Source organism: Burkholderia sp. BCC1977, assembly GCF_905339595.1.
In the GTDB taxonomy this organism is placed as follows: domain Bacteria; phylum Pseudomonadota; class Gammaproteobacteria; order Burkholderiales; family Burkholderiaceae; genus Burkholderia.
Genome location: NZ_CAJPGQ010000022.1, coordinates 18,888 through 38,430, shown reverse-complemented (window position 1 = coordinate 38,430; position 19,543 = coordinate 18,888). Strand labels below are relative to the sequence as shown.

The 19,543-nt window shown below is 65.9% G+C and carries 15 protein-coding genes and 1 pseudogene; 8 read left to right on the top strand and 8 right to left on the bottom strand.

What is annotated here, in order from left to right; all coding sequences use genetic code 11:
• Positions 1 to 138: 138 nt before the first annotated feature.
• Positions 139 to 339, top strand: a complete 201-nt coding sequence (locus U5771_RS19145; RefSeq protein WP_322025425.1) for a hypothetical protein — start codon at positions 139 to 141, stop codon at positions 337 to 339.
• A 162-nt stretch (positions 340 to 501) separates the two neighbouring features.
• Here the strand turns inward: U5771_RS19145 and U5771_RS19140 are convergent, their stop codons facing one another.
• Positions 502 to 2,835: a molybdopterin oxidoreductase family protein gene (locus U5771_RS19140; protein ID WP_322025424.1), complete on the bottom strand. Its 2,334-nt coding sequence runs from the start codon at positions 2,833 to 2,835 to the stop codon at positions 502 to 504.
• A gap of 110 nt (positions 2,836 to 2,945) precedes the next feature.
• Between U5771_RS19140 and U5771_RS19135 the strand changes: the two genes are divergently transcribed.
• From U5771_RS19135 to U5771_RS19120, 4 genes are all read left to right on the top strand, one after another.
• On the top strand, positions 2,946 to 3,509 hold the full coding sequence (locus tag U5771_RS19135) for a TetR/AcrR family transcriptional regulator (protein ID WP_322025423.1): 564 nt from the start codon (positions 2,946 to 2,948) through the stop codon (positions 3,507 to 3,509).
• Between the two features lie 414 nt (positions 3,510 to 3,923).
• Entirely contained in the window at positions 3,924 to 4,808 is an 885-nt protein-coding gene (locus U5771_RS19130) for a metal-dependent hydrolase (RefSeq protein ID WP_322025422.1), read from the top strand.
• A 101-nt stretch (positions 4,809 to 4,909) separates the two neighbouring features.
• On the top strand, positions 4,910 to 5,407 hold the full coding sequence (locus U5771_RS19125) for a DUF6632 domain-containing protein (protein WP_322025421.1): 498 nt from the start codon (positions 4,910 to 4,912) through the stop codon (positions 5,405 to 5,407).
• 226 nt (positions 5,408 to 5,633) lie between these two features.
• Positions 5,634 to 6,494 (top strand): PhzF family phenazine biosynthesis protein, encoded by an 861-nt coding sequence (locus U5771_RS19120; RefSeq protein WP_322025420.1) that lies wholly within the window; start codon positions 5,634 to 5,636, stop codon positions 6,492 to 6,494.
• Positions 6,495 to 6,599: 105 nt separating this feature from the next.
• On the opposite strand, the pseudogene U5771_RS19115 reads toward U5771_RS19120, so the two are convergent.
• A pseudogene (locus tag U5771_RS19115) lies at positions 6,600 to 6,930 on the bottom strand (hypothetical protein); the annotation flags it as partial.
• Positions 6,931 to 7,042: 112 nt separating this feature from the next.
• Between U5771_RS19115 and rbsK the strand changes: the two are divergent.
• Positions 7,043 to 7,969, top strand: a complete 927-nt coding sequence (gene rbsK / locus U5771_RS19110) for a ribokinase (RefSeq protein WP_322025419.1) — start codon at positions 7,043 to 7,045, stop codon at positions 7,967 to 7,969.
• Between the two features lie 43 nt (positions 7,970 to 8,012).
• The gene (fucP, locus tag U5771_RS19105; protein WP_322025418.1) at positions 8,013 to 9,413 is read left to right on the top strand and encodes an L-fucose:H+ symporter permease; all 1,401 of its coding nucleotides are present in this window, start codon (positions 8,013 to 8,015) and stop codon (positions 9,411 to 9,413) included.
• A gap of 22 nt (positions 9,414 to 9,435) precedes the next feature.
• Here the strand turns inward: fucP and deoR are convergent, their stop codons facing one another.
• Positions 9,436 to 10,206, bottom strand: a complete 771-nt coding sequence (gene deoR / locus U5771_RS19100; RefSeq protein WP_322025417.1) for a DNA-binding transcriptional repressor DeoR — start codon at positions 10,204 to 10,206, stop codon at positions 9,436 to 9,438.
• Between the two features lie 146 nt (positions 10,207 to 10,352).
• Between deoR and deoC the strand changes: the two genes are divergently transcribed.
• On the top strand, positions 10,353 to 11,033 hold the full coding sequence (gene deoC / locus U5771_RS19095) for a deoxyribose-phosphate aldolase (RefSeq protein ID WP_322025416.1): 681 nt from the start codon (positions 10,353 to 10,355) through the stop codon (positions 11,031 to 11,033).
• Positions 11,034 to 11,195: 162 nt separating this feature from the next.
• On the opposite strand, the gene U5771_RS19090 is transcribed toward deoC, so the two are convergent.
• The 5 genes from U5771_RS19090 to U5771_RS19070 form a co-directional block, all read right to left on the bottom strand.
• Positions 11,196 to 14,717 carry a pyruvate carboxylase gene (locus U5771_RS19090; protein ID WP_322025415.1) on the bottom strand — a complete coding sequence of 1,174 codons (3,522 nt, stop codon included), beginning with the start codon at positions 14,715 to 14,717 and terminating at the stop codon, positions 11,196 to 11,198.
• Between the two features lie 221 nt (positions 14,718 to 14,938).
• Positions 14,939 to 15,142 carry a hypothetical protein gene (locus U5771_RS19085; RefSeq protein WP_322025414.1) on the bottom strand — a complete coding sequence of 68 codons (204 nt, stop codon included), beginning with the start codon at positions 15,140 to 15,142 and terminating at the stop codon, positions 14,939 to 14,941.
• A gap of 571 nt (positions 15,143 to 15,713) precedes the next feature.
• The gene (locus U5771_RS19080; RefSeq protein WP_322025413.1) at positions 15,714 to 16,970 is read right to left on the bottom strand and encodes an aromatic ring-hydroxylating dioxygenase subunit alpha; all 1,257 of its coding nucleotides are present in this window, start codon (positions 16,968 to 16,970) and stop codon (positions 15,714 to 15,716) included.
• Between the two features lie 187 nt (positions 16,971 to 17,157).
• Positions 17,158 to 18,087, bottom strand: a complete 930-nt coding sequence (locus tag U5771_RS19075) for a LysR substrate-binding domain-containing protein (RefSeq protein WP_322025412.1) — start codon at positions 18,085 to 18,087, stop codon at positions 17,158 to 17,160.
• 33 nt (positions 18,088 to 18,120) lie between these two features.
• Positions 18,121 to 19,119 (bottom strand): LysR substrate-binding domain-containing protein, encoded by a 999-nt coding sequence (locus U5771_RS19070; protein WP_322025411.1) that lies wholly within the window; start codon positions 19,117 to 19,119, stop codon positions 18,121 to 18,123.
• Between the last annotated feature and the right edge of the window lie 424 nt (positions 19,120 to 19,543).

Here is a 19,543-nt window from a genome sequence, read left to right as displayed (position 1 = left end):
ATGTCCGGGAATATCCATCAAAACCCCAGTATCCGCCAACTCATCAGAAACTTGCATCAACAATCCGTTCGATTTCCTCTAACGCCATCCAGCCCGGTCCAGTGCCTCTCGACGAGCGACACGATGGGCCGAAAAACGATGCTGACCGACAAATCAGTCGTCAACGACAAAGTAACCGGACTGCTGCCAACGCCGGCGAAGTCGGACTGCAAATGGACCGGACGCCTCGCCAGTCGCGTGACCGGCAAGCGACGTAATGCAGGTTTGGGTACCTACCCCAAACCGCGTCATCCGATCTTCACGCCCGACATGTCGCCCTGCAACTTGAGCTGCGTCTGATCGTAGGCTTCGCAGCCCCACATTCGCCCCCGTTTCCATGCGACAAATCCTTGCCTACGCGCCGATGAACACGTCAACAGCACCGACGACGAAAATGATCGAGCCGCAAGCCATCACCGATCCAGCATGTTCGAACCTCTGCCTCAAGCAGGCTCCGCGAGTTCAAGCCGTGCTCACCTCGCTGGTTGCCGGCGCGGCGACCGGCGTGTCGACGACGCGCAAATGCACGGGTACGTACTTGTGATAGGGCGTGCGCGACAACGGATCGCAATGCGCCCCGGACGTCAGGCGATTGAGATCGGGGCCGACCGGCGGCCCGCCCTTGTAGCGCATGCCATACCCGTGCGGCAATGTGACCATCCCGCGCCGCACGCTGTCGTCGATCTCGGCGACGACTTCGATACTGCCCGTCGCGGACACACACTGGAGCCTGCCGCCGTCCGCGACGCCGAGCGCCGACGCATCGTCGGGATGAATCCGCAGCGAGCCGTGTGGATCGACCTTGCGCCACGACGGATCGCGATAGATCTGGTTCGCGTTGTAGGCGCGCCGCTCGCCCGCCATCAGCACGAACGGATAATCGGCGCCGGGCGGCGTTTCCGTCCCGAGCGCACGCAATTCGTCGATCATTTCCGGAATGTGCAGATGCACACGGCCGTCCGGATGGCGGATGAAGTGCCACATTTCGTCGAACGCGTGAATGCTCATCACCGTCCCCGAGCGACGCTCGAGAATCGCGCGAAAGAGCGCGGTGCCGAGCGTCGCCCGATTGCCGTGCAATCCCGCGCGGCGCACGGCGGCACGGTGCCGTTGGGCATACAGCATCGTGAGCGCCAGGAGCGGCGCGGTCGCCGCTGCTCCGTTCGGTAGCGTGCGGCCGAGCGTTCGATAAACGATCGACGCCGCGTGACGCTGCCATTTCCTGTTCGCCATGAGCACGATCCCAAGCGCCCCCATGTAGGCGAGATGTTTCGACGCGCGCGGCTCGAGCCGTGCGATGCGCTCGAGGATGGGAAAACGGCGCGGCAGCTCGCCCATCTTCTCCAGCAGCCGCGTGTAGATTTCGGGCTCCGGAAGCGATTCGCCAAGCGGCTTCAGCAGCGGATGTCGCAGATGAAACGCGTTTGCCGGAAACTCGAGGTTGAAGCCCGTCGCCTCCCACTTCTCGAATTGCGACGCGGCCGGCAGCACGTAATGCGCGAGGCGCGCGGTCTCGGTCATCGCGACGTCGATCACGACCAGCAACTCGAGCTTTCCGAACGCGCGCTCGTACGCGTTCGAATCGGCGTACGTGACAACCGGATTCGCGCTATCGACGAATACCGCGCGCACGCGGCGCTCCCCCGCGAGCTCGATTTCGTCGGGCAGGATGTTCGGCGGGTAGATGCCGGCGATCGGGAACATGCCGTGATGCGCCGTCCGTTTGAGCGACTTGCCGTTCCGGGTCACGCGCTCGTCGGTATGACCGATGACGGGCAGCAGAAACGAATGCAGGTTGTTGCCCCCGCGCTTGCCGAAGTTGCCGGTCAGCAAAAACAGCAGCTTCTCGAGATAGCCGTTCAGCGTCGTGTGCAGCGTGTGCTGGATGCCGAGATCGATGCGCAGGCAGGCGGCGCGTGCGGTCGCGAACCCGCGCGCGACACGCTCGATGTCCTCGAGCGGCACGTCCGCCCGGCGGGCGTACTCGGCGATCGGCACGTCGCGCAGCGCGCGCTCGACAAACTCGAAGCCCGTGCAGTGCCGCGCGACGAACGCGCGGTCGATGAGCCCGTCGCGCAGGATGATCGCGAGCATCGCACTCATCAGATACGCGTCCGTGCCGGGGCGCACCTGCAGATGGAGATCGGCTTGCTGCGCCGTCTCCGAGCGACGCGGATCGACCACGACCAGCGTGCGGTCCGGATGCTTCTTCAGATCGCGCAGCGTGTCGCGCGCGTTCGGAATGCCGTGCGCCTGGTACGGATTCGCACCGATGATGAGCACGTAGTCCGCATGCTCGATATCCTCCGTTGTATGGCAGTCCTGACGACCGAAGAGCCGACCGTTGAGCCAGAAGTCGCCGGTCTTCTCCTGGCCGAGCGAGTTGTACGCATAACGGCTTCGCATCGCCGCGAGCAACTGCCGGCTGTATGCGCCGCCGAGGTGATTGCCCTGGCCGCCGCCGCCAACGAACGCGAACGCGTCGCCGCCGTGCCGCTCGCGCAACGCGACGAGGCGCCGCGCGATGTCGTCGAGCGCCTCGTCCCAGGTCACACGCACGAAGCTGCCGTCGGGCTCGCGACGCAACGGATGCGTCAGGCGGTCGTCATGATGCTGGTAGTACGCGAGGCGCGCGGCCTTCTGGCACAGATAGCCTTTCGAAACCGGATGATCGTCGTCGCCGCGGATTTTCGCGAACTTGCCGTCCACGACATCGACAACCAGGCCGCAATTGCGTGAGCACAAGATACAGGCGGTTTTCTCGACAGCCATCGCACACTCCATCTGACAGCGCATTCGCCGGGAACAGGAAAGAACGACTATGAAATAACGATCGTTACCATAACGTACGCTATTCTATGCAATCGTTGGCGTCAATCGAACAACGCCTCCAAACGGAAACGGACATGCGTTACTCACCGACACACAAGGAGGCGAGCCGAGCGCGCCTCATCGAGGCGGGCGCCGCGCTCGCCAAGCGGAGCGGCTTCGCGAACACCGGCATGGACGCGCTCACCGCGGCGGCCGGCGTGACGACGGGCGCGTTCTATTCGCAATTCCGCTCGAAGCCGGAATTCCTGCACGCGATCGTCGAGCACGAGATGTCGAAAGTACTCGCAACGGTCGAGAACCGCTCGAAAGACGACCTCGTCGCCGCGTTGCGCAGCTATCTGAGTCCCCAGCACGCCGATCATCCGGAACTCGGCTGCCCGGTGCCCGCGCTCGGCGCGGAAATCGCGCGCGCCGACGTCGCAACCCGCCAGATGTTCGAAGACCTGATCACACGCTTTCAGGCGTCGCTCGCGAACGCGTTGCACGACGATGACGCGGCATGGACGCTCGGATGCGCTGCGATCGGCGCGGTGCTCGTCGCGCGCGCGATGGCGACGCCCGAGCGCCGCGGCGAGGTATTGCGCTCGGTGCTCGCCTATACGATGCAATCGTTCGACGGCGACGTGCCGAAGAAGTAACGATGGGCGCCGGCATGGTCGCCGGCCGGCCCGATGCCTGAGGGCGACCTCAGCGCTCCAGACCGAAATATCCGACCGACAGCATCGCAGCCGGCATCAACCGGCTGCGCGCGATGCATGGCCGCCGTCGCCCGCCCGACGCGCGGTCGCTCGGCCGAGCCCGTTGCGCCTGCCGCGGGCAAGCACGCAGGCCCGCGATCGAGCGATCGCGCGCCCCAATCTATACATTGCACAATGTTTCAGTTGACACCGTCTTGATGGCGGCGTAGCGTTCTGCGCATAACGATCGTTATTTAAAGGCCACGGAGGTTCGGCAACCGGAACCAGACCGGGCCGTTCGTACCGTGTCCGATGTCCGCCCGCGATGCGTCAATTTGATGCGCGCGACCGATTCGCAAGAAATGGAGAGACCCGATGTCTGCTATTGTCCGCCGCGACGTACGCTTCGCCCTCCCACCCGATCGCATCGGCGATTGGCACGTGAACGGCGTGGCCAACACGCATTATTTCAACGCGCTGTCGCTGATGTTCCCGGCAGGCGAGCGCTTTTTCATCGATTCGGTTCGCCATTACCGGGATCGCATTCAGGATCCGGAACTCCTGAAGCATGTCCAGGGCTTCATCGGGCAGGAGGCGATGCACAGTCGCGAGCACGTCGAATTCAACGACGTCGCCGAAGCAGCCGGCTATCCCGCCCATCGGCTCGACCGGGGCTTCTGGAAATTCACCGGCCTGATGCAGAAAGTGTTGCCGCCGCCGCTCCGGCTCGCGCAGACGATCGCATTCGAGCACTACACGGCGATCATGACCGACATGCTGCTCAGCAACTTTGAACACTTCCACGACTCGGCCGACGCATACGCGAACATGTGGCTCTGGCACTCGATCGAGGAAACGGAGCACAAGGCGGTCGCATTCGACGTATGGAACGCAGTGATGAAGCCGGGGCCGATGCGCTATCTGCTGCGTGTCGGCTCGATGGTGCTGACGAGCGCGGTGTTCTGGGGAACGAACTTTTATTTCCACATGGTGCTCATGAATGCACACCGACGCATGTACGGCAAGGTCACCGGCAAGTTGGCATTCCTGAGATTCTTCGTGAAGGGTGTCGTGAATCTGACGCCGCGAACGCTTGCCTACTTCAAGCCCCGCTTCCATCCCTGGGATCACGACAATCGCAGGCACTTCGCGACGCTCGACCAACTGCTCGCGAACATCGACGCCAGCAACGCGCGACATGCGACCAATGCCGCACCGCGGCGCATTCCGTTGCATCCGGTGACGGCGCAACCGAACTGAACGCGGCGCAATCGCCCGCCACGGCGCCTTTCGCGATCGCGAGCGCCGCGGCCTCCCGTCGAAACGCCCGGGCGTCCAATCTCACATGAACGGTGCACACCATGTCTTCGACCTCGACACTTCGGCGTGACTGGCCGCCAGCCTCGTCGTGGCTCTCGCTGATCACGCGCGTGCTCGGTGCGTCGTTCCTGCTGTTCTTCGGCGCGGCGATCGTCACGATCCTGCTTGGCATCGACCACCGGATCGCGGGCAATCCCGTCGGTCTGCTGGTATTGCGTCTCGTCCGCTGGGGAAGCGTGCAGGGCGGCGCCGAACACTACGAATTGATGATTTCGGTCATCTACGTCGTGTGGGGGGGCTTCCTGTGGAAGGCCGCCAACGATCCGTTCGAGCACACGCTGTTTCTCGACTTCACGGTCGCCGCGAACGCGGCGCATTTCGGCCTGATGCTCGTTCAGGGCGTGGTGATGCCGGGCGAGCACATCCATCTCGCGGGCGACGTTGCACTCGGCTGGTTCCTGCTCGCGTTGTTTGCAGCGACCTGGATTCCGGCGCGGCGCAAGGCGGCCAGGCTGCGGGCAGCGCGCGCCGGACGCTGACCGGACATCGCGCGCAACCGGGACGCGTGGCCTCGGGCGCTGTCGCGCAGCACGGCAGGGAATCCCGCGCCAGCAGTTGCCTTTCCCCGGAAAAATGAAATTTCGAGCGACCGTCTGTTGATCGGCGCACTGCGTCCGGCAGAATTCAGGATCGCGCCGAAGCAGCCCGACAAGCCGTCGATGCTCGCGCGACCCGACCGGCAAGCCCCAGCCACGCGAGATCCCGATGACACAGTACGCGTTCCGCCTGCTCAACGTATTCGCCGAATCCACGCTCGGCGGCAACCCGCTCTGCGTGTTCGAGGACGCGCGCGGCATGGACGACGCGACCATGCAGGCACTGGCCGTGCAGTTCAACCTGTCGGAAACGACCTTCGTGCTGCCGTCGGCGCGTGCACATGCACGCGTGCGCATCTTCACGCCCGGTCATGAAATGGCGTTCGCGGGCCATCCGACGCTCGGCACCGCGCATGTCGTGCGCGACCGGCTGAATGCCGCCAACGATCTCTCGCTCGAATTCAAGGCCGGCGTGGTCGACGTCAAGGCCGCCGACGACGCGTGGTCGTTCACCGCGCCGCACGCCGGCATGCCGAAAACGGCACCCTGCGCATTGTCCGATGCCGAAACGGCCGCCATGCTGGGACTGACGAAGGACGATTTGCTCGCGCCGCCGCGCTGGGTCGATACCGGTGCCGATCAACTGCTGGTCGCCGTCAAGAACCCGGCGGCCGTGCGCCGCGCCCGGCCCGACAGCGCCTGCCTCGATATCTGGCCGACCAGCAGCCTCGGCCGCAAGACCGCCTACGTGTTCGCGTTCGACGCGGAGCGCCCCGGGAAGGTGGTCTCCCGCTATTTCTTTACGAAACCGGGCGGCGGCATTTTCGAAGACCCGGGCACCGGGTCGGCCTGTGCGAATCTCGGCGGCTGGCTGCTCGCGGCCAAGCACCCGCTGCCCGCCGCGTTTCAGGTCGAACAGGGCGAAGCCGTCGGCCGGCCTTGCCTGCTTCGGTTGTCGGTCAGCTCGAATGGTGAAATCAGCGTCGGCGGTCGTGTGGTGGAGCTCGGGCGCGGCGTCATCAACGTCTAGCGACTGTCGCCCGCCACCCCGGACGGGGTGCCCGCGGCAGGGCGCTATCCGCGCGACATGCGTGCTCCAGGCGACCGCCCCCTCAACGTACCCCCTCAACGCGCCCTATCTCCACACCGTCGCCTCATGCAGCGTCAGTCCCGGCGCGAGCCGGTCGTCGGGAACGACGGATGGTCCGGCGAATCGGGACTGTGCTCGGCTTCGAGCACGAATGCGTCGGTCTGCCGGTAAAACGTCCCCCTTGCCCGCGGCACTGCGGTTCAACCCGCTGGACGCATGGAACTGCAGCGCCGGCTGCGTCTCTCCAGTCGCGCGGTCGGAATCGAACGGCGTCGGTCGGCGTGAAGCGCGACGCGACGATCTCGATCGACTGCCGCTCGACGCTTCCACTCGCCAAGGCGGCCAACCGGCAGCCCGAGCCATTCCACATAGTGACTCACCTAACATCATACGATTGCATTCTCACATTCATTGTGATTTTATTATCACTCGTTGCGGCCGCCGCCGATCGCGCGCGCGGCCCACCCCATTCCAAGGAAGAAACGCAGATGGAGACGATCGCCGTCATCGGCAGCAACATGGTCGACCTCGTGACCTACGTGGCGCGCATGCCCGCCCGGGGCGAAACGCTCGAGGCGCCGAACTTCGAGCTCGGCTGCGGCGGCAAGGGCGCGAACCAGGCCGTCGCGGCCGCGCGCCTGGGTGCGCGCGTCGTGATGGTCACGAAGATCGGCGACGACCTGTTCGCCGACAACACGATCCGCAACTTCGAGCGCGAAGGCATCGACATCACGCACGTGCGCAAGATCGCCGGCGTGCCGAGCGGCGTCGCGCCGATCTTCGTCGAGCCCGATTCGAGCAACAGCATCCTGATCGTCAAGGGCGCGAACCGTCACCTGCGGCCGGCCGACATCGACGCGGCCGCGTCGAAACTCGTCGAATGCGCGCTGATCGTGCTGCAGCTCGAGATCGAACTCGACACCGTCTATCACGCGATCGCATTCGGCGCGCGGCACGGCATCCCGGTGCTGCTGAACCCCGCGCCCGCGGTCGCCGACCTCGACTTCGAGCGGATCCGCTCCGTCGAATTCTTCGTGCCGAACGAAACCGAGCTCGCGATCGTGTCGGGCATGCCGGTCGATTCGCGCGACAGCGCGACCCGCGCCGCCGAATCGCTGGTCGCACGCGGGCTGAAACACGTGCTCGTCACGCTCGGCAGCGACGGCTCGCTGCTCGTGTCGGGCGACGGCGCCCGGCACGTGCCGGGCGTGCAGGTCGACGCGCGCGACACGACGGGCGCCGGCGACGCGTACATCGGCTGCTTCGCGCGCTGCTATGCGGCGTCGCGCGATCCGATCGACGCGATGCGCTACGCGTCGGCATACGCCGCGCATTCGGTCACGGGCCTCGGCACGCAGAAGTCGTACGCCGACGCCGCGACGTTCGCACGCTTTCTCCGCGACGCCGGCCGCTGAGCCGCGCCGTCCATCGACGAGACAACCCGGGAAGGAGACACCCATGCGCCGCGCCAGGATCGAACACGCACCCGACGGCTACTACCTGAACCGCACGCCCCTCTTCGCGTTCACGCTGCTGTGCTGCCTGTTCGCGCTGTGGGGCACGGCGGCGAACCTGAACGACGTGCTGATCGCGCAGTTCAGGAAGTCGTTCTTCCTGTCCGATTTCGAATCGGCGTTCGTGCAGTCCGCGTTCTATCTCGGCTACTTCTTCCTCGCGATTCCCGCCGCGACCGTCGTGAAGCAGTTCAGCTACAAGACGACGATTCTCGTCGGCCTGCTGCTCTACACGACCGGCTGCCTGCTGTTCTTCCCGGCCGCGTCGATGGCGAAGTACGGGATGTTCCTGGTCGCGCTGTTCGTGATCGCCGCAGGGCTGTCGTTCCTCGAGACGGCGTCGAACTCGTATTCGACGCTGATGGGCCCACGTGACACCAGCACGCGCCGCCTGAACATCTCGCAGACGTTCTATCCGTTCGGCGCGATGGCCGGCGTCTACATGGGCAGCTTCCTGATCTTCAAGGAAGGCGACGCGTCGCACGCGCAGCTCGCGGCGATGTCCGCGGCCGATGCGCACCAGCACCAGCTCGCGATGATCCAGGCGACGCTCGAGCCGTACAAGTGGCTGGTCGTCGTGCTCGCGGCCGTGTTCGTCGTGTTCGCGCTGACGCCGTATCCGGCCTGCAAGGGCACCGGGTCGAACGCGGTCACGCACCGGATCGACGCGCGCGGCACGCTCGCGCGCCTGTTCGGCAACCGGCGTTTCGTCGCGGGCGTCGTCGCGCAGTTCCTGTACGTGGGCGCGCAGGTCGGCGTGTGGAGCTTCACGATCCGGCTCGCGATGCAGATCGGCGGCCTCGACGAGCGCGGCGCCTCGCACTACCTGCTCGCGACGTTCTTCGCGTTCTTCGTCGGCAAGCTGATCGCGACGCTCGTGATGAAGCGCGTCGGCCCCGCCAAGGTGCTGATCGCGTACGGCGTGCTGTGCATCGCGCTGCTCGCCTATGCGATCGGCGTGCACAACATCACGGCCGTCCATGCGGCGGTGTGCGTGAGCGTGTTCCTCGGCCCGTGCTGGCCGACGATCTACGGCCTCACGATCGACGGCCTCGGCCAGGACACCGAATACGGCGGCTCGATCCTCGTGATGAGCATCGTCGGCGGCGCGGTCGTGCCGCTGATCCAGGGGCTGATCTCCGATCACACCGGCGGCAACATGCAGCTCGCGTTCGTCGTGCCGCTCGCGCGCTTCGTCGTGATCGTCCATTACGGCTTCTACTGCCTGCGCCACCTGCCGGCGGCGACGCCCGATGCAGCGGCGCGCTACGTCGAGGCGCGCGACACGCCGGGAGCCGAAGTCGTCACCGGCTACGCGAGCGCGACGGACGCACGCGATGCATGACACCGCGAGCCGCCGCGTTGCGTCAGGTCACCAGCGCGATCCCGTGATCGCGGATCGTCGTTTCGTACCGGCGGCTCAACTGCCCGTCGGAAATCACGTAGTTGAAGTCGGTCAGCTCGGCGAAGTACGCGGCGCGCACTTCGTCGAACTTCGTGTGATCGACGAGCAGGAAGCGGTTCTGCGCACGCGCCATCATCTTCTTCTTCGCATCGACTTCGTGGAAGTTGAAGCACGTGACGCCGCAGCGGTCGCTGACGCCGGCCGCCGAGATGAATGCCTTCGACACGCGCACCGTGTCGAGGATGCCCGTCTCGGCCACCGACTCGAACACCATGTTCTTGCGGTGATACACGCCGCCGCACAGGATCACGCTGCAATGCGGCTTTTGCTGCAGCTTCGCGAACACGTTCAGCGAATTGCAGACGGCGGTGAATTCGAGGTCGTCCGGAATGAAGTCGACGATGAACGGCGTGGTCGAGCCGCAGTCGACGAAGATCGTGTCGCCCGTCTTCACGAACTGCGCGGCGAGCTTGCCGATGCGGCGCTTCTCCTCGGTCTGCCGATTGTTCTCGGCGCTGATCAGGTATTCGCCGATGTCGCTGCGCTGCGCGGCGAAATGGCGCGTCACGTAGCCGCCGATCAGGCTGAGGCCGTGCGGGTTGTCCGCGAGGTCGCGGCGAATCGTCATTTCCGACACGCCGAACAGTTCGGCGACTTCCCTCAGATGAATCGCGTTCTGCCCTTGCAGCACGTTCATCAGCGTCTTGATCCGTTCGCCCTTCCTGGTTTCCATGCCTGTATCCTGCTTACCCGTCCCACGCGTCGCTCGTCGTGCCGGGCGCGCGGGCCCGGCCGGAATGTCGTATTTGTAACAAACCGATGTGAAAACATCAACTTTCCGTGTGCCCGCCCGGCACACGATCCGTGGAGTCCTGACACATGCCGCTTTCCAACGCCCAACTCGCCCAAACCATCGATCACACGCTGCTCGCACCCGACGCGAGCGACGCGCAGATCAGCACACTCTGCCGCCAGGCGGCCGAGCATCGCTTTTACTCGGTCTGCGTGAATTCGGCGAACGTGCCGCTCGCCGCGCGCGAGCTGGCCGACACCGGCGTGCTCGTCTGTGCGGTGGTCGGCTTCCCGCTCGGGGCGGGCCTGTCCGCCGCGAAGGCGTTCGAGGCGTCGGCCGCGATCGCGGCCGGCGCGCGCGAGATCGACATGGTGATCAACCTCGGCGCGCTGAAGAGCGGCCGCGCCGACGACGTGCAGGCCGACATCGACGCCGTGCACCGCGCGTGCGGCACGGTGCCGCTCAAGGTGATCCTCGAAACGGGCTTGCTGACCGACGACGAGAAGGTGCGCGTGTGCGAGATGTGCCGCGACCTCGGCGTCGCGTTCGTGAAGACGTCGACCGGCTTCGGTCACGGCGGCGCGACGCTCGCGGACGTCGCGCTGATGCGCCGCACCGTGGGCCCCGCGCTCGGCGTGAAGGCATCGGGCGGCGTGCGCGACCGCGCGACCGCGCTCGCGATGCTCGAGGCCGGCGCGACGCGGCTCGGCACGAGCTCGGGGGTGGCGATCGTCACCGACCAGGGCGGCAGCGACGCGGCGTACTGACCGGGCGGCCGGCCGGCTGCCGGAACGTCGGCACGTCGGCACGTCGGCGCGTCACGACGTGCGGGCAGCGGGCGGTGAACCGTTCGGCACGCGACCCGGACGCGCGGCGTGCCGGTTGCGGTTCCCTGCCCGGTCAGCGCAACCGACCGATCGCGGCAACCCTTACTGCGCCGGGTCTTTCAACTCGATCAGCAGATCCTTCGCCGCGACCCGCTCGCCGGGCTTCACATGCACAGCCGCGATCTCGCAGTCGCGCTCCGTCGCGATGTGCGTTTCCATCTTCATCGCCTCGAGCGCGACGAGCGTCGTGCCGGCCGTCACGCGCTGCCCCGGCTGCACGGCCACCGTGACCACCGAGCCCGGCATCGGCGCAGCGATGTGCAGCGGATTGCCCGGATCGGCGCGCTGCAGGCCATGACGTTCCTTGCCCGCCTGCACGACCGTCTTCTGCTCGACCAGCGCGGAACGCGACTGGCCGTTCAGCTCGAACAACACCTTCACGATGCCGTCCTGCGCATCGGCATGCTGCCCCTGCAGCGACACGAGCAGCGTCTTGCCCGGCTCGATGTCGATCGCCACTTCCTCCTGCGGCTGCAGTCCGTACAGGAATGCCGGCGTCGGCACGACCGACGTGTCGCTGTACGCGCGAACGTGCGCGTAGTAGTCGACCGTCTGCTTCGGATACATCAGGTAGGACGCGAGCTGGCGATCGTCGAGCGGCTGCTCGCAGCCGGCCTCGGCCTGCTTGCGGACCGCGTCGAGGTCGACCGGCGGAATCTGGTCGCCCGGGCGATACGGCGCCGGCGGCTCACTCTTGAGCACCTTGCGCGACAGGTCCGCCGGGAAACCATCGGGCGGAAAGCCCAGCTCGCCCTTGAACAGCGACACGACCGACTCCGGGAACGCGATGTCCTTGTCCGGGTTGCGCACGTCGTCCACGGCAAGATCGTTCGCGACCATCATCAACGCCATGTCGCCGACCACCTTCGACGTCGGCGTGACCTTCACGATGTCGCCGAACAGGCGGTTGACGTCCGCATAGGCGCGCGACACCTCGGTCCAGCGATGATCGATGCCGAGCGAGCGCGCCTGCTCGCGCAGGTTCGTGTACTGGCCGCCGGGCATCTCGTGGCGGTAGACGTCGGCCGTGCCCGCGCGGATCTCCGATTCGAACGGCGCGTAATAGCGGCGCACGCCTTCCCAGTACATCGACGCTTCGTGCAGGCGGTCCTGATCCAGCCCCGGATCGCGTTCGCTGCCGGCCAGTGCGGCCGCGATGCTCGACAGGTTCGGCTGCGACGTGAGCCCGCTCATCGCGTCGAGCGCACCGTCCACCGCATCGCAGCCCGCATCGACCGCCGCCAGCACCGATGCCGCGGCGATGCCGCTCGTGTCGTGCGTATGGAAATGCACGGGCAGCCCGGTTTCTTCCTTGAGCGCCTTCACGAGCGTCGCGACCGCCTGCGGGCGGCAGATGCCGGCCATGTCCTTGATGCCGAGCACGTGCACGCCGGCCCGCTGCAGCTCGCGCGCGATGCCGACGTAATACTTGAGGTCGTACTTCGCGCGCGACGTGTCGAACAGGTCGCCGGTATAGCAGATCGCGCCTTCGCACAGCATCCCGCTCTCGCCGACCGCATCGATCGCCACGCGCATGTTGCGCACCCAGTTCAGCGAATCGAACACGCGGAACACGTCGACGCCCGCACTCGCGGCCTGCTGCACGAAGAAGCGCACGACGTTGTCCGCATAGTTCGTATAGCCGACCGCGTTCGAACCGCGCAGCAGCATCTGGAACAGGATGTTCGGCACGCGTTCGCGCAGCAGCGCGAGCCGCTCCCACGGGTCTTCCTTCAGGAAGCGCAGCGCGACGTCGAAGGTCGCGCCGCCCCAGCATTCGAGCGAGAACAGCTGCGACAGCTCGCGCGCGTAGAACGGCGCGATCGGCAGCATGTCGGCCGTGCGCATGCGCGTCGCGAACAGCGACTGGTGCGCGTCGCGCATCGTCGTGTCGGTCAGCAGCACTTCCTTGCGGTCGAGCATCCAGTTCGCGAACTGCTCGGGGCCCAGCTCGCGCAAGCGATCGCGTGTGCCGGCCGGGATCGCCACCGCCGTGTCGACCTTCGGCAGCACGGGTTTCGACAACGGCAGCGCCGGCAGCGTGCGGCCGTTCATCTCGGCGTTGCCGTTCACGTTCAGCTCGCCGAGATAGCGCAGCAGCTTCGTCGCACGGTCGCCGCGCTTCGCGAATGCGAGCAGCTCCGGCGTCCTGTCGATGAAGCGCGTCGTCACGTCGCCCGCGATGAACGCCGGGTGATTGATCACGTTCTCGAGGAACTGCAGGTTCGACGTGACACCGCGAATCCGGAACTCGCGCAGCGCGCGATCCATCCGGTGGATCGATTCGGCGGCCGTCGGCGCCCAGGTCGTCACCTTGACCAGCAGCGAGTCGTAGTACGGCGTGATCACCGCGCCGCCATAGGCGGTGCCGGCGTCGAGGCGCACGCCGAAGCCCGCCGCGCTGCGATAGGCCGTGAGCCGCCCGTAGTCGGGCAGGAAGTCGTTCTCCGGATCCTCGGTCGTGATCCGGCATTGCAGCGCGTGGCCGTTCAACGGAATCGCCTGCTGCGCCGGCACGCCGGCCGCGCGCGCGACGAGCGCGCCGTCGCCGTCCGTCGCGTCCTCGGCCAGGCCGATCCGGCCGCCTTCCGTGATGCGGATCTGCGCCTTCACGATGTCGATCCCGGTGATCATCTCGGTCACCGTGTGCTCGACCTGGATGCGCGGGTTCACCTCGATGAAGTAGAACTGGCCGGTGTCGGCATCCATCAGGAATTCGACGGTACCCGCGTGCGTATAGCCGACGGCGCGCATCAGGCGCAGCGCGGATTCGCACAGCGCCTGCCGGCCGTCGTGATCGAGGTACGGCGCCGGTGCGCGTTCGACGACCTTCTGGTTGCGCCGCTGCACCGTGCAGTCGCGCTCGTGCAGATGCACGACCGTGCCGTGCAGGTCGCCGAGCACCTGCACCTCGACGTGCCGCGCATTGCGCACGAGCTTCTCGACATACACCTCGTCGTTGCCGAACGCGGCCAGTGCCTCGCGGCGCGCGACGGGCAGCAAGGTTTCGAGGTCCTGAGCGTTTTCCAGCACGCGCATCCCGCGTCCGCCGCCGCCCCAGCTCGCCTTCAGCATCAGCGGATAGCCGACTTCCGCGGCCAGCGCCCGGCACGCGTCGAGATCGTCCGGCAGCGGCGCGGTCGCGGGCATCACGGGCACGCCGGCCGCGATCGCCGCGTTGCGCGCGGCCACCTTGTTGCCGAGCGTGCGCATCACGTCCGGCGACGGGCCGATCCAGCGGATGCCCGCGTCGATCACGGCTTGCGCGAAATCCGGGTTCTCGGACAGGAAGCCGTAACCGGGGTGAATCGCGTCGACCTTTGCCTGCCGCGCGACGCGCAGGATGTCGTCGATGTCGAGATACGCGGCGAGCGGCTTCCTGCCTTCGCCGATCAGATAGCTTTCGTCTGCCTTGAAGCGATGCAGCGCGAGGCGGTCTTCCTTCGAATACACCGCCACCGTACGCATGTTCAGTTCGGCGGCGGCACGCATCACGCGAATCGAGATTTCCGAGCGGTTCGCGATCAGGATGGACTGGATGGGGGTAGGCGTCACGGCGGCCATGGAAAGTGAATGGTTGAATTGAACGCGCCGACGCGCCGCATTCCACCCGCTTGCTCCGCTGGGCGGTGTGCGGATCGTCGCGTCGGTCGCTCGCGGTTGCATCGTCCCGGCTTTCGCCAGTCGACATGTTCGCCATATCGCCCAACTGTCGCTATAACCGTCTCGACAACGAATGGTATTCAGCCGACCAACAGGAAATAGGGAACCGGCTCGCGACAGGATCAATCGCGGTGATCGAAAAGCGGGGCGTGATCCATCCAGTCGTAGCCCGCCGCTCCCTTTGCCCATGCCCAGTTCGAATCGCGGCGTCGTTCACCGGACGATCCGGGTGTCGACGCGGATCGATTGACGTCCACCACACGTTCCTGCACAACGCGATCCGCATCGTCCTTCGATACCGTGTTTCGTTTGCCGTAGCCAGTCATTGCATCACCTTACGATTGAAAAGCGGGTCGCCTCTCGAACTGTCGGGTTCGCCTGTCCGGAAAGACCGGTCAGACGAGAGGACATCGAGCGTGTCATCCCGTTGATGCAAAAAGCAGGCCACCTCGGATATCGGGCGGGCAGCGTTGATGCACGGTGAACGGACGCGAAGCCCGGCCCCGTATTGGCTCAGATATGGAATCGAAATTTCAATTCTGAAATCAGGCGAGCCACGACCACGCAACCCGCCGATCCCGCCCGACGATCACGGCGTCGAATACTTCTCGTGTCCGTTCGCGGTATTGAATGTGCGGATCATGCGTGTCTCACCGCGCGGGGGATCGAACCCGGTGCGCGACGCTGCGTGTCGAGAAGGCGTCGTGCGCTTGCTGCTCGATGAAGGCGAGCAATACGCGGGCTCTTGCCGCGACCATTCACCCAGGAAAATTCGGGGCCTGCAACGCTTGGCGGGGCGTTCGCCAATCAGGCGATCGGCCGCTTGCCGGCAGGGACCCGCATCGCACATCCGTGCGAGCGGATCCGATATCACCCTTTCAGCGCGCCCCGCCTCCGTCAGATCCCGTGCGCGCTCAACCGCGCGCCATACCAGCGCGAAAACTGGTCGACGTAAGCCTCGGTGAACGGCGAGAACACGCCCGGCGCATACGCCGGATCCTGGGTGCCCGCATGCGTGATTTCGACGAGATGCTTGTCTTGCGTATTCGTCGCGACCCATACCTCGGTCAGGTCCGACAGCGTGTAATCGACGCCCTCCACCGCATCCGCATGGACCAGCCACTTCGTGCGGACGAGCGTCTTGTCCGGTGCGAGCGGGATGATGTACGAAATCACCGCGTGGTCGCTCATCACGTGGGTCCACGAGTTGTGCGTCCACAGATGCGTGTCGCCGAGATCGCGCCGCTGCAGGTTGCCGAACAGCTTCGTGCTCGCCACCTTGGTGCTCATCGTCTGCGACTCCCCCGCGCCGGCGATCACGAGCTGCTGCGTCCTGAACTGCGTGACGGCATCCTCGTCGAGCCGTTCGACGGTCGAGCCGACGAAGCCTTCGCGCGCCCAGTTTGCCTGGCAGCTGGCATTGCGCGTCGTGTATTCTTCGAACGCCTGAAGCTGTTCCTCGGTGAGGTTTTCCGGACAGAAGCCGAAATCCTCGGGCAGGAACGACGCGGTCAGCTCGGGATGGGTGCCTGCACAGTGGTAGCACTCGCGGTTGTTCTCGATCACCAGCTTCCAGTTGCCGTTCTCGACGATCTCCTGCTCGAATGCGATCTTCGTATGCCGCAGGTCGTACGGCGCGAAGCGCGGCGCCATCGTCTCCTCGAGCTTCGCGATGTCTTCGGGGGCATCGTCGTCGAGGCACACGAAGATGTGCGTGCCGATGATGCGCGTCCGCACCGGAATCAGGCTGCGGCATGTCGCGTCGAAATCCTTGCCCATGTGGGTCGCGTGACGCAGCGCGCCGTCAAGGTCGTAGGTCCATTGATGATAAGGACACACGAGCATCCCGACCGTCGACTTCCCGGCCTCCTTCAGGCGCGCGCCACGGTGACGGCACACGTTCCGGTAGGTCCGGATGTGTTCGTCGTCGTCGCGCACGATGAGGATCGACGACTTGCCGATGTCGACGGTCGACACGTCGCCGGGCTCCGGAACGTCGGCGGTCACGCCGACCAGGATCCAGTGCTTCCGGAAGAAGATCTCGACGTCCGTTTCGAAGACGTCCTGACGGCCGAACAGCTCGCCGGGCATCCCGTGGCCCGGCTGGCGACCGCGGATCAGCTCGCCATGCGTCTTCACATGCACTTCAGACATCGTCTTTCTCCAATCCAGTATTGATGGAATCTCGCGGCTTCGAATGTTGCGCGTCGATTTCAGTATTGGATTGACGAAAACGAGCGTCAACGCGCTTTATTTTCGTTCTGGCATTACCTGGGATCATGCGAGTCGGAACGCGCGGGAATCGCCGGAATCGCCGGAAAAACCGGCCGCCGTGCCCGCGTCAGTCCTGCCGGACGTCCGCGCGCAGCCATTCGACGAGGCCGTCGATCGCCGGCGTGATCGACTTCCCGTGCGGCACGACGATGTAGTAGGCGTCCGTCGTCCGCAGGGACGCGACCGGCAACCGCAGCAGTTCCCCTGCGTCGAGCAGGTCGTGAACGAGCCGCCCCCAGCCGAGCGCGACGCCGTGGCCGTAGCGCGCCGCATCGATCGCATCGGTATACAGGCTGCAGCGCAGCGCGTAATTCAACCGGTCGGGCCGGAAGCCGGCAGCCTGGAACCATGCTTCCCACCCCATCCAGCCCTCCGACGTCGAATCCGACTCCACCAGCGCGACGGCAGCGAGTTCCGCCAGCGATTCCGGGGTGCCGTGCTGCCGCAGCCAGGCCGGCGAGCAGACGGGAAAGACTTCTTCGTCGAACAGGTGGATCGCGGTGCCGTCAGCCCAGCGGCCATTGCCGTAGCGCACCGCGATATCGATTTCGTTGTGTCGAAGATCGGCGGTGAACATCAGCGTCGCGAGGCGCAGCTGCAACTCGGGCTGCGCGGCCTTCAGCGCGGCGAGCCGCGGCAGCAACCGGAAATGCGAGAACGCGGAGGTTGCCGCGAGCACCAGCTCCTGCCGGATCGGGCCGCTCGTCAGGCGGTCGAACACGCCCGCGATCTTCTGCATCGACTCGGCGACCACGCGGTACAACGCCTCGCCCTCGTCCGTCAGCGCGATCGCGCGATGCAGCCGATGGAACAGGCGCGTGCCGAGCAGGTCCTCGAGGAACTTGATCTGCCGGCTCACCGCGGCCTGCGTGACGCCCAGCTCGTGCGCGGCCAGCGTGAAGCTGCCGAGCCGCGCGACCGCCTCGAATTCGACGAGCGCGGTCACGGACGGGATCAGACGACGATAGCCTTTGGGCGGGGTCGACGCAGGTCTCATGTGACGAGCCAACGGTGTCGGGGCAGCGTGCGATCAACCGATCTCGACGCCGGCATCGAGCCAGCCGCGCATCATCACGCCGGCCTCGTCGCTCAGCCATTGACGGAACAGCCGGTACTCCGGGCGCGGCTGCGCATTCCGGTGCGTGATCACATAGTGATGACGATCGCGAAACACCAGCACGTCCTGTACCGGACGCACCAGCGTGCCTTGCTCGATCTGCCGGTGCACGAGGTGATGCCAGCCCAGCAGCGTGCCCTCGCCGGCCTCGGCCTGCGCGACGAGCAGCCGGTAGTCGTTGCTTTCCAGATACTTGTTCTCGGTCAGCGTGTCGGACCCGTCGCCTTGCTGGAACCAGTTGCGCCACACGCGCCAGTCGACGTGCTCGCACACCTGCGCGCGGCCGAGCATCGACAGGTTCAGGGTCGGGCTCGTCAGCAGGTCCAGCGGCTTCAGCGACCGGCCACGGAAATGCCGCTCGTGGAAGGACGGGCTGCACACCGGATACACGATGTCGTGAAACAGCGGCTCGGCTTCGAACTCGGGCTCGCGCGGCGGGTTCTTCGTGATGATCACGTCGGGCTCGATGAGCCCGTCGAGTTCCATGAAGTGCTCGGTGACGATCACATGCAGCCGGATATCCGGGAACTGCTCGCGAAACGCGGGGAGCCGCGACGACAGCCAGAGCGCCGAGAACGTGTGCGACACGCAGACCATCAATGCATGCTTGTCGGTCCGGCGCACCGCCTCCGCCGCCTCGGCGATGTTCATGATCGACAGGTACGACGCGTTGTAAAGGATGCGCCCCGCATCCGTCAGCGCGATATGCCGGCCGGTGCGCTCGAACAGCGCGACGTCGAGCGAATCCTCGAGCTCCTTGATCTGCCGGCTGATCGCGGCCTGCGTCACGCACAGCACCTCGGCCGCCTGAGTGAAGCTCTCGTAGCGCGCCGCCGTCACGAAACACCGCAGCGCCCGAAGCGACGGCATCTGCGCGAGGAGTCGGTCTGCAAACAATTGCTTCTTCAACATGGCTTCACTCTCAAAACGGAGGTCGGACGCGGCGTCGGCGAACCCGTCGACGACAGTCCCGTCGGCTGCCCGCGGGCAGCCTCATCGCAAACCTTTCAATTATCTGATTTTTGCGGCTTGCGAGTCGGCCGGGCGGCGGCTGGCAAGGGCAGCACCGCCGAAGCGGCGTCGCGATGACACCATTCTCGATCGATTGTGCGCTGCGTCGCTATTATCGGAAGCGATGACGGGGACGGCAAGACGCACGTCGAATCGGCATGCCGTCTGCCACGCCGCCCCGTCGCGCGGCGCGTTTGCGCAGCGCACCACGCGGTGCCATCGCAGCCGGCAGCCGCGCGCACACAGCCGCCGGTCGCGGCAGCCTGCGCGGCTTGCGCCGGCCGATCGACCGGCGGCGGTGTGCGCGCGGCGTCATGCATGACGT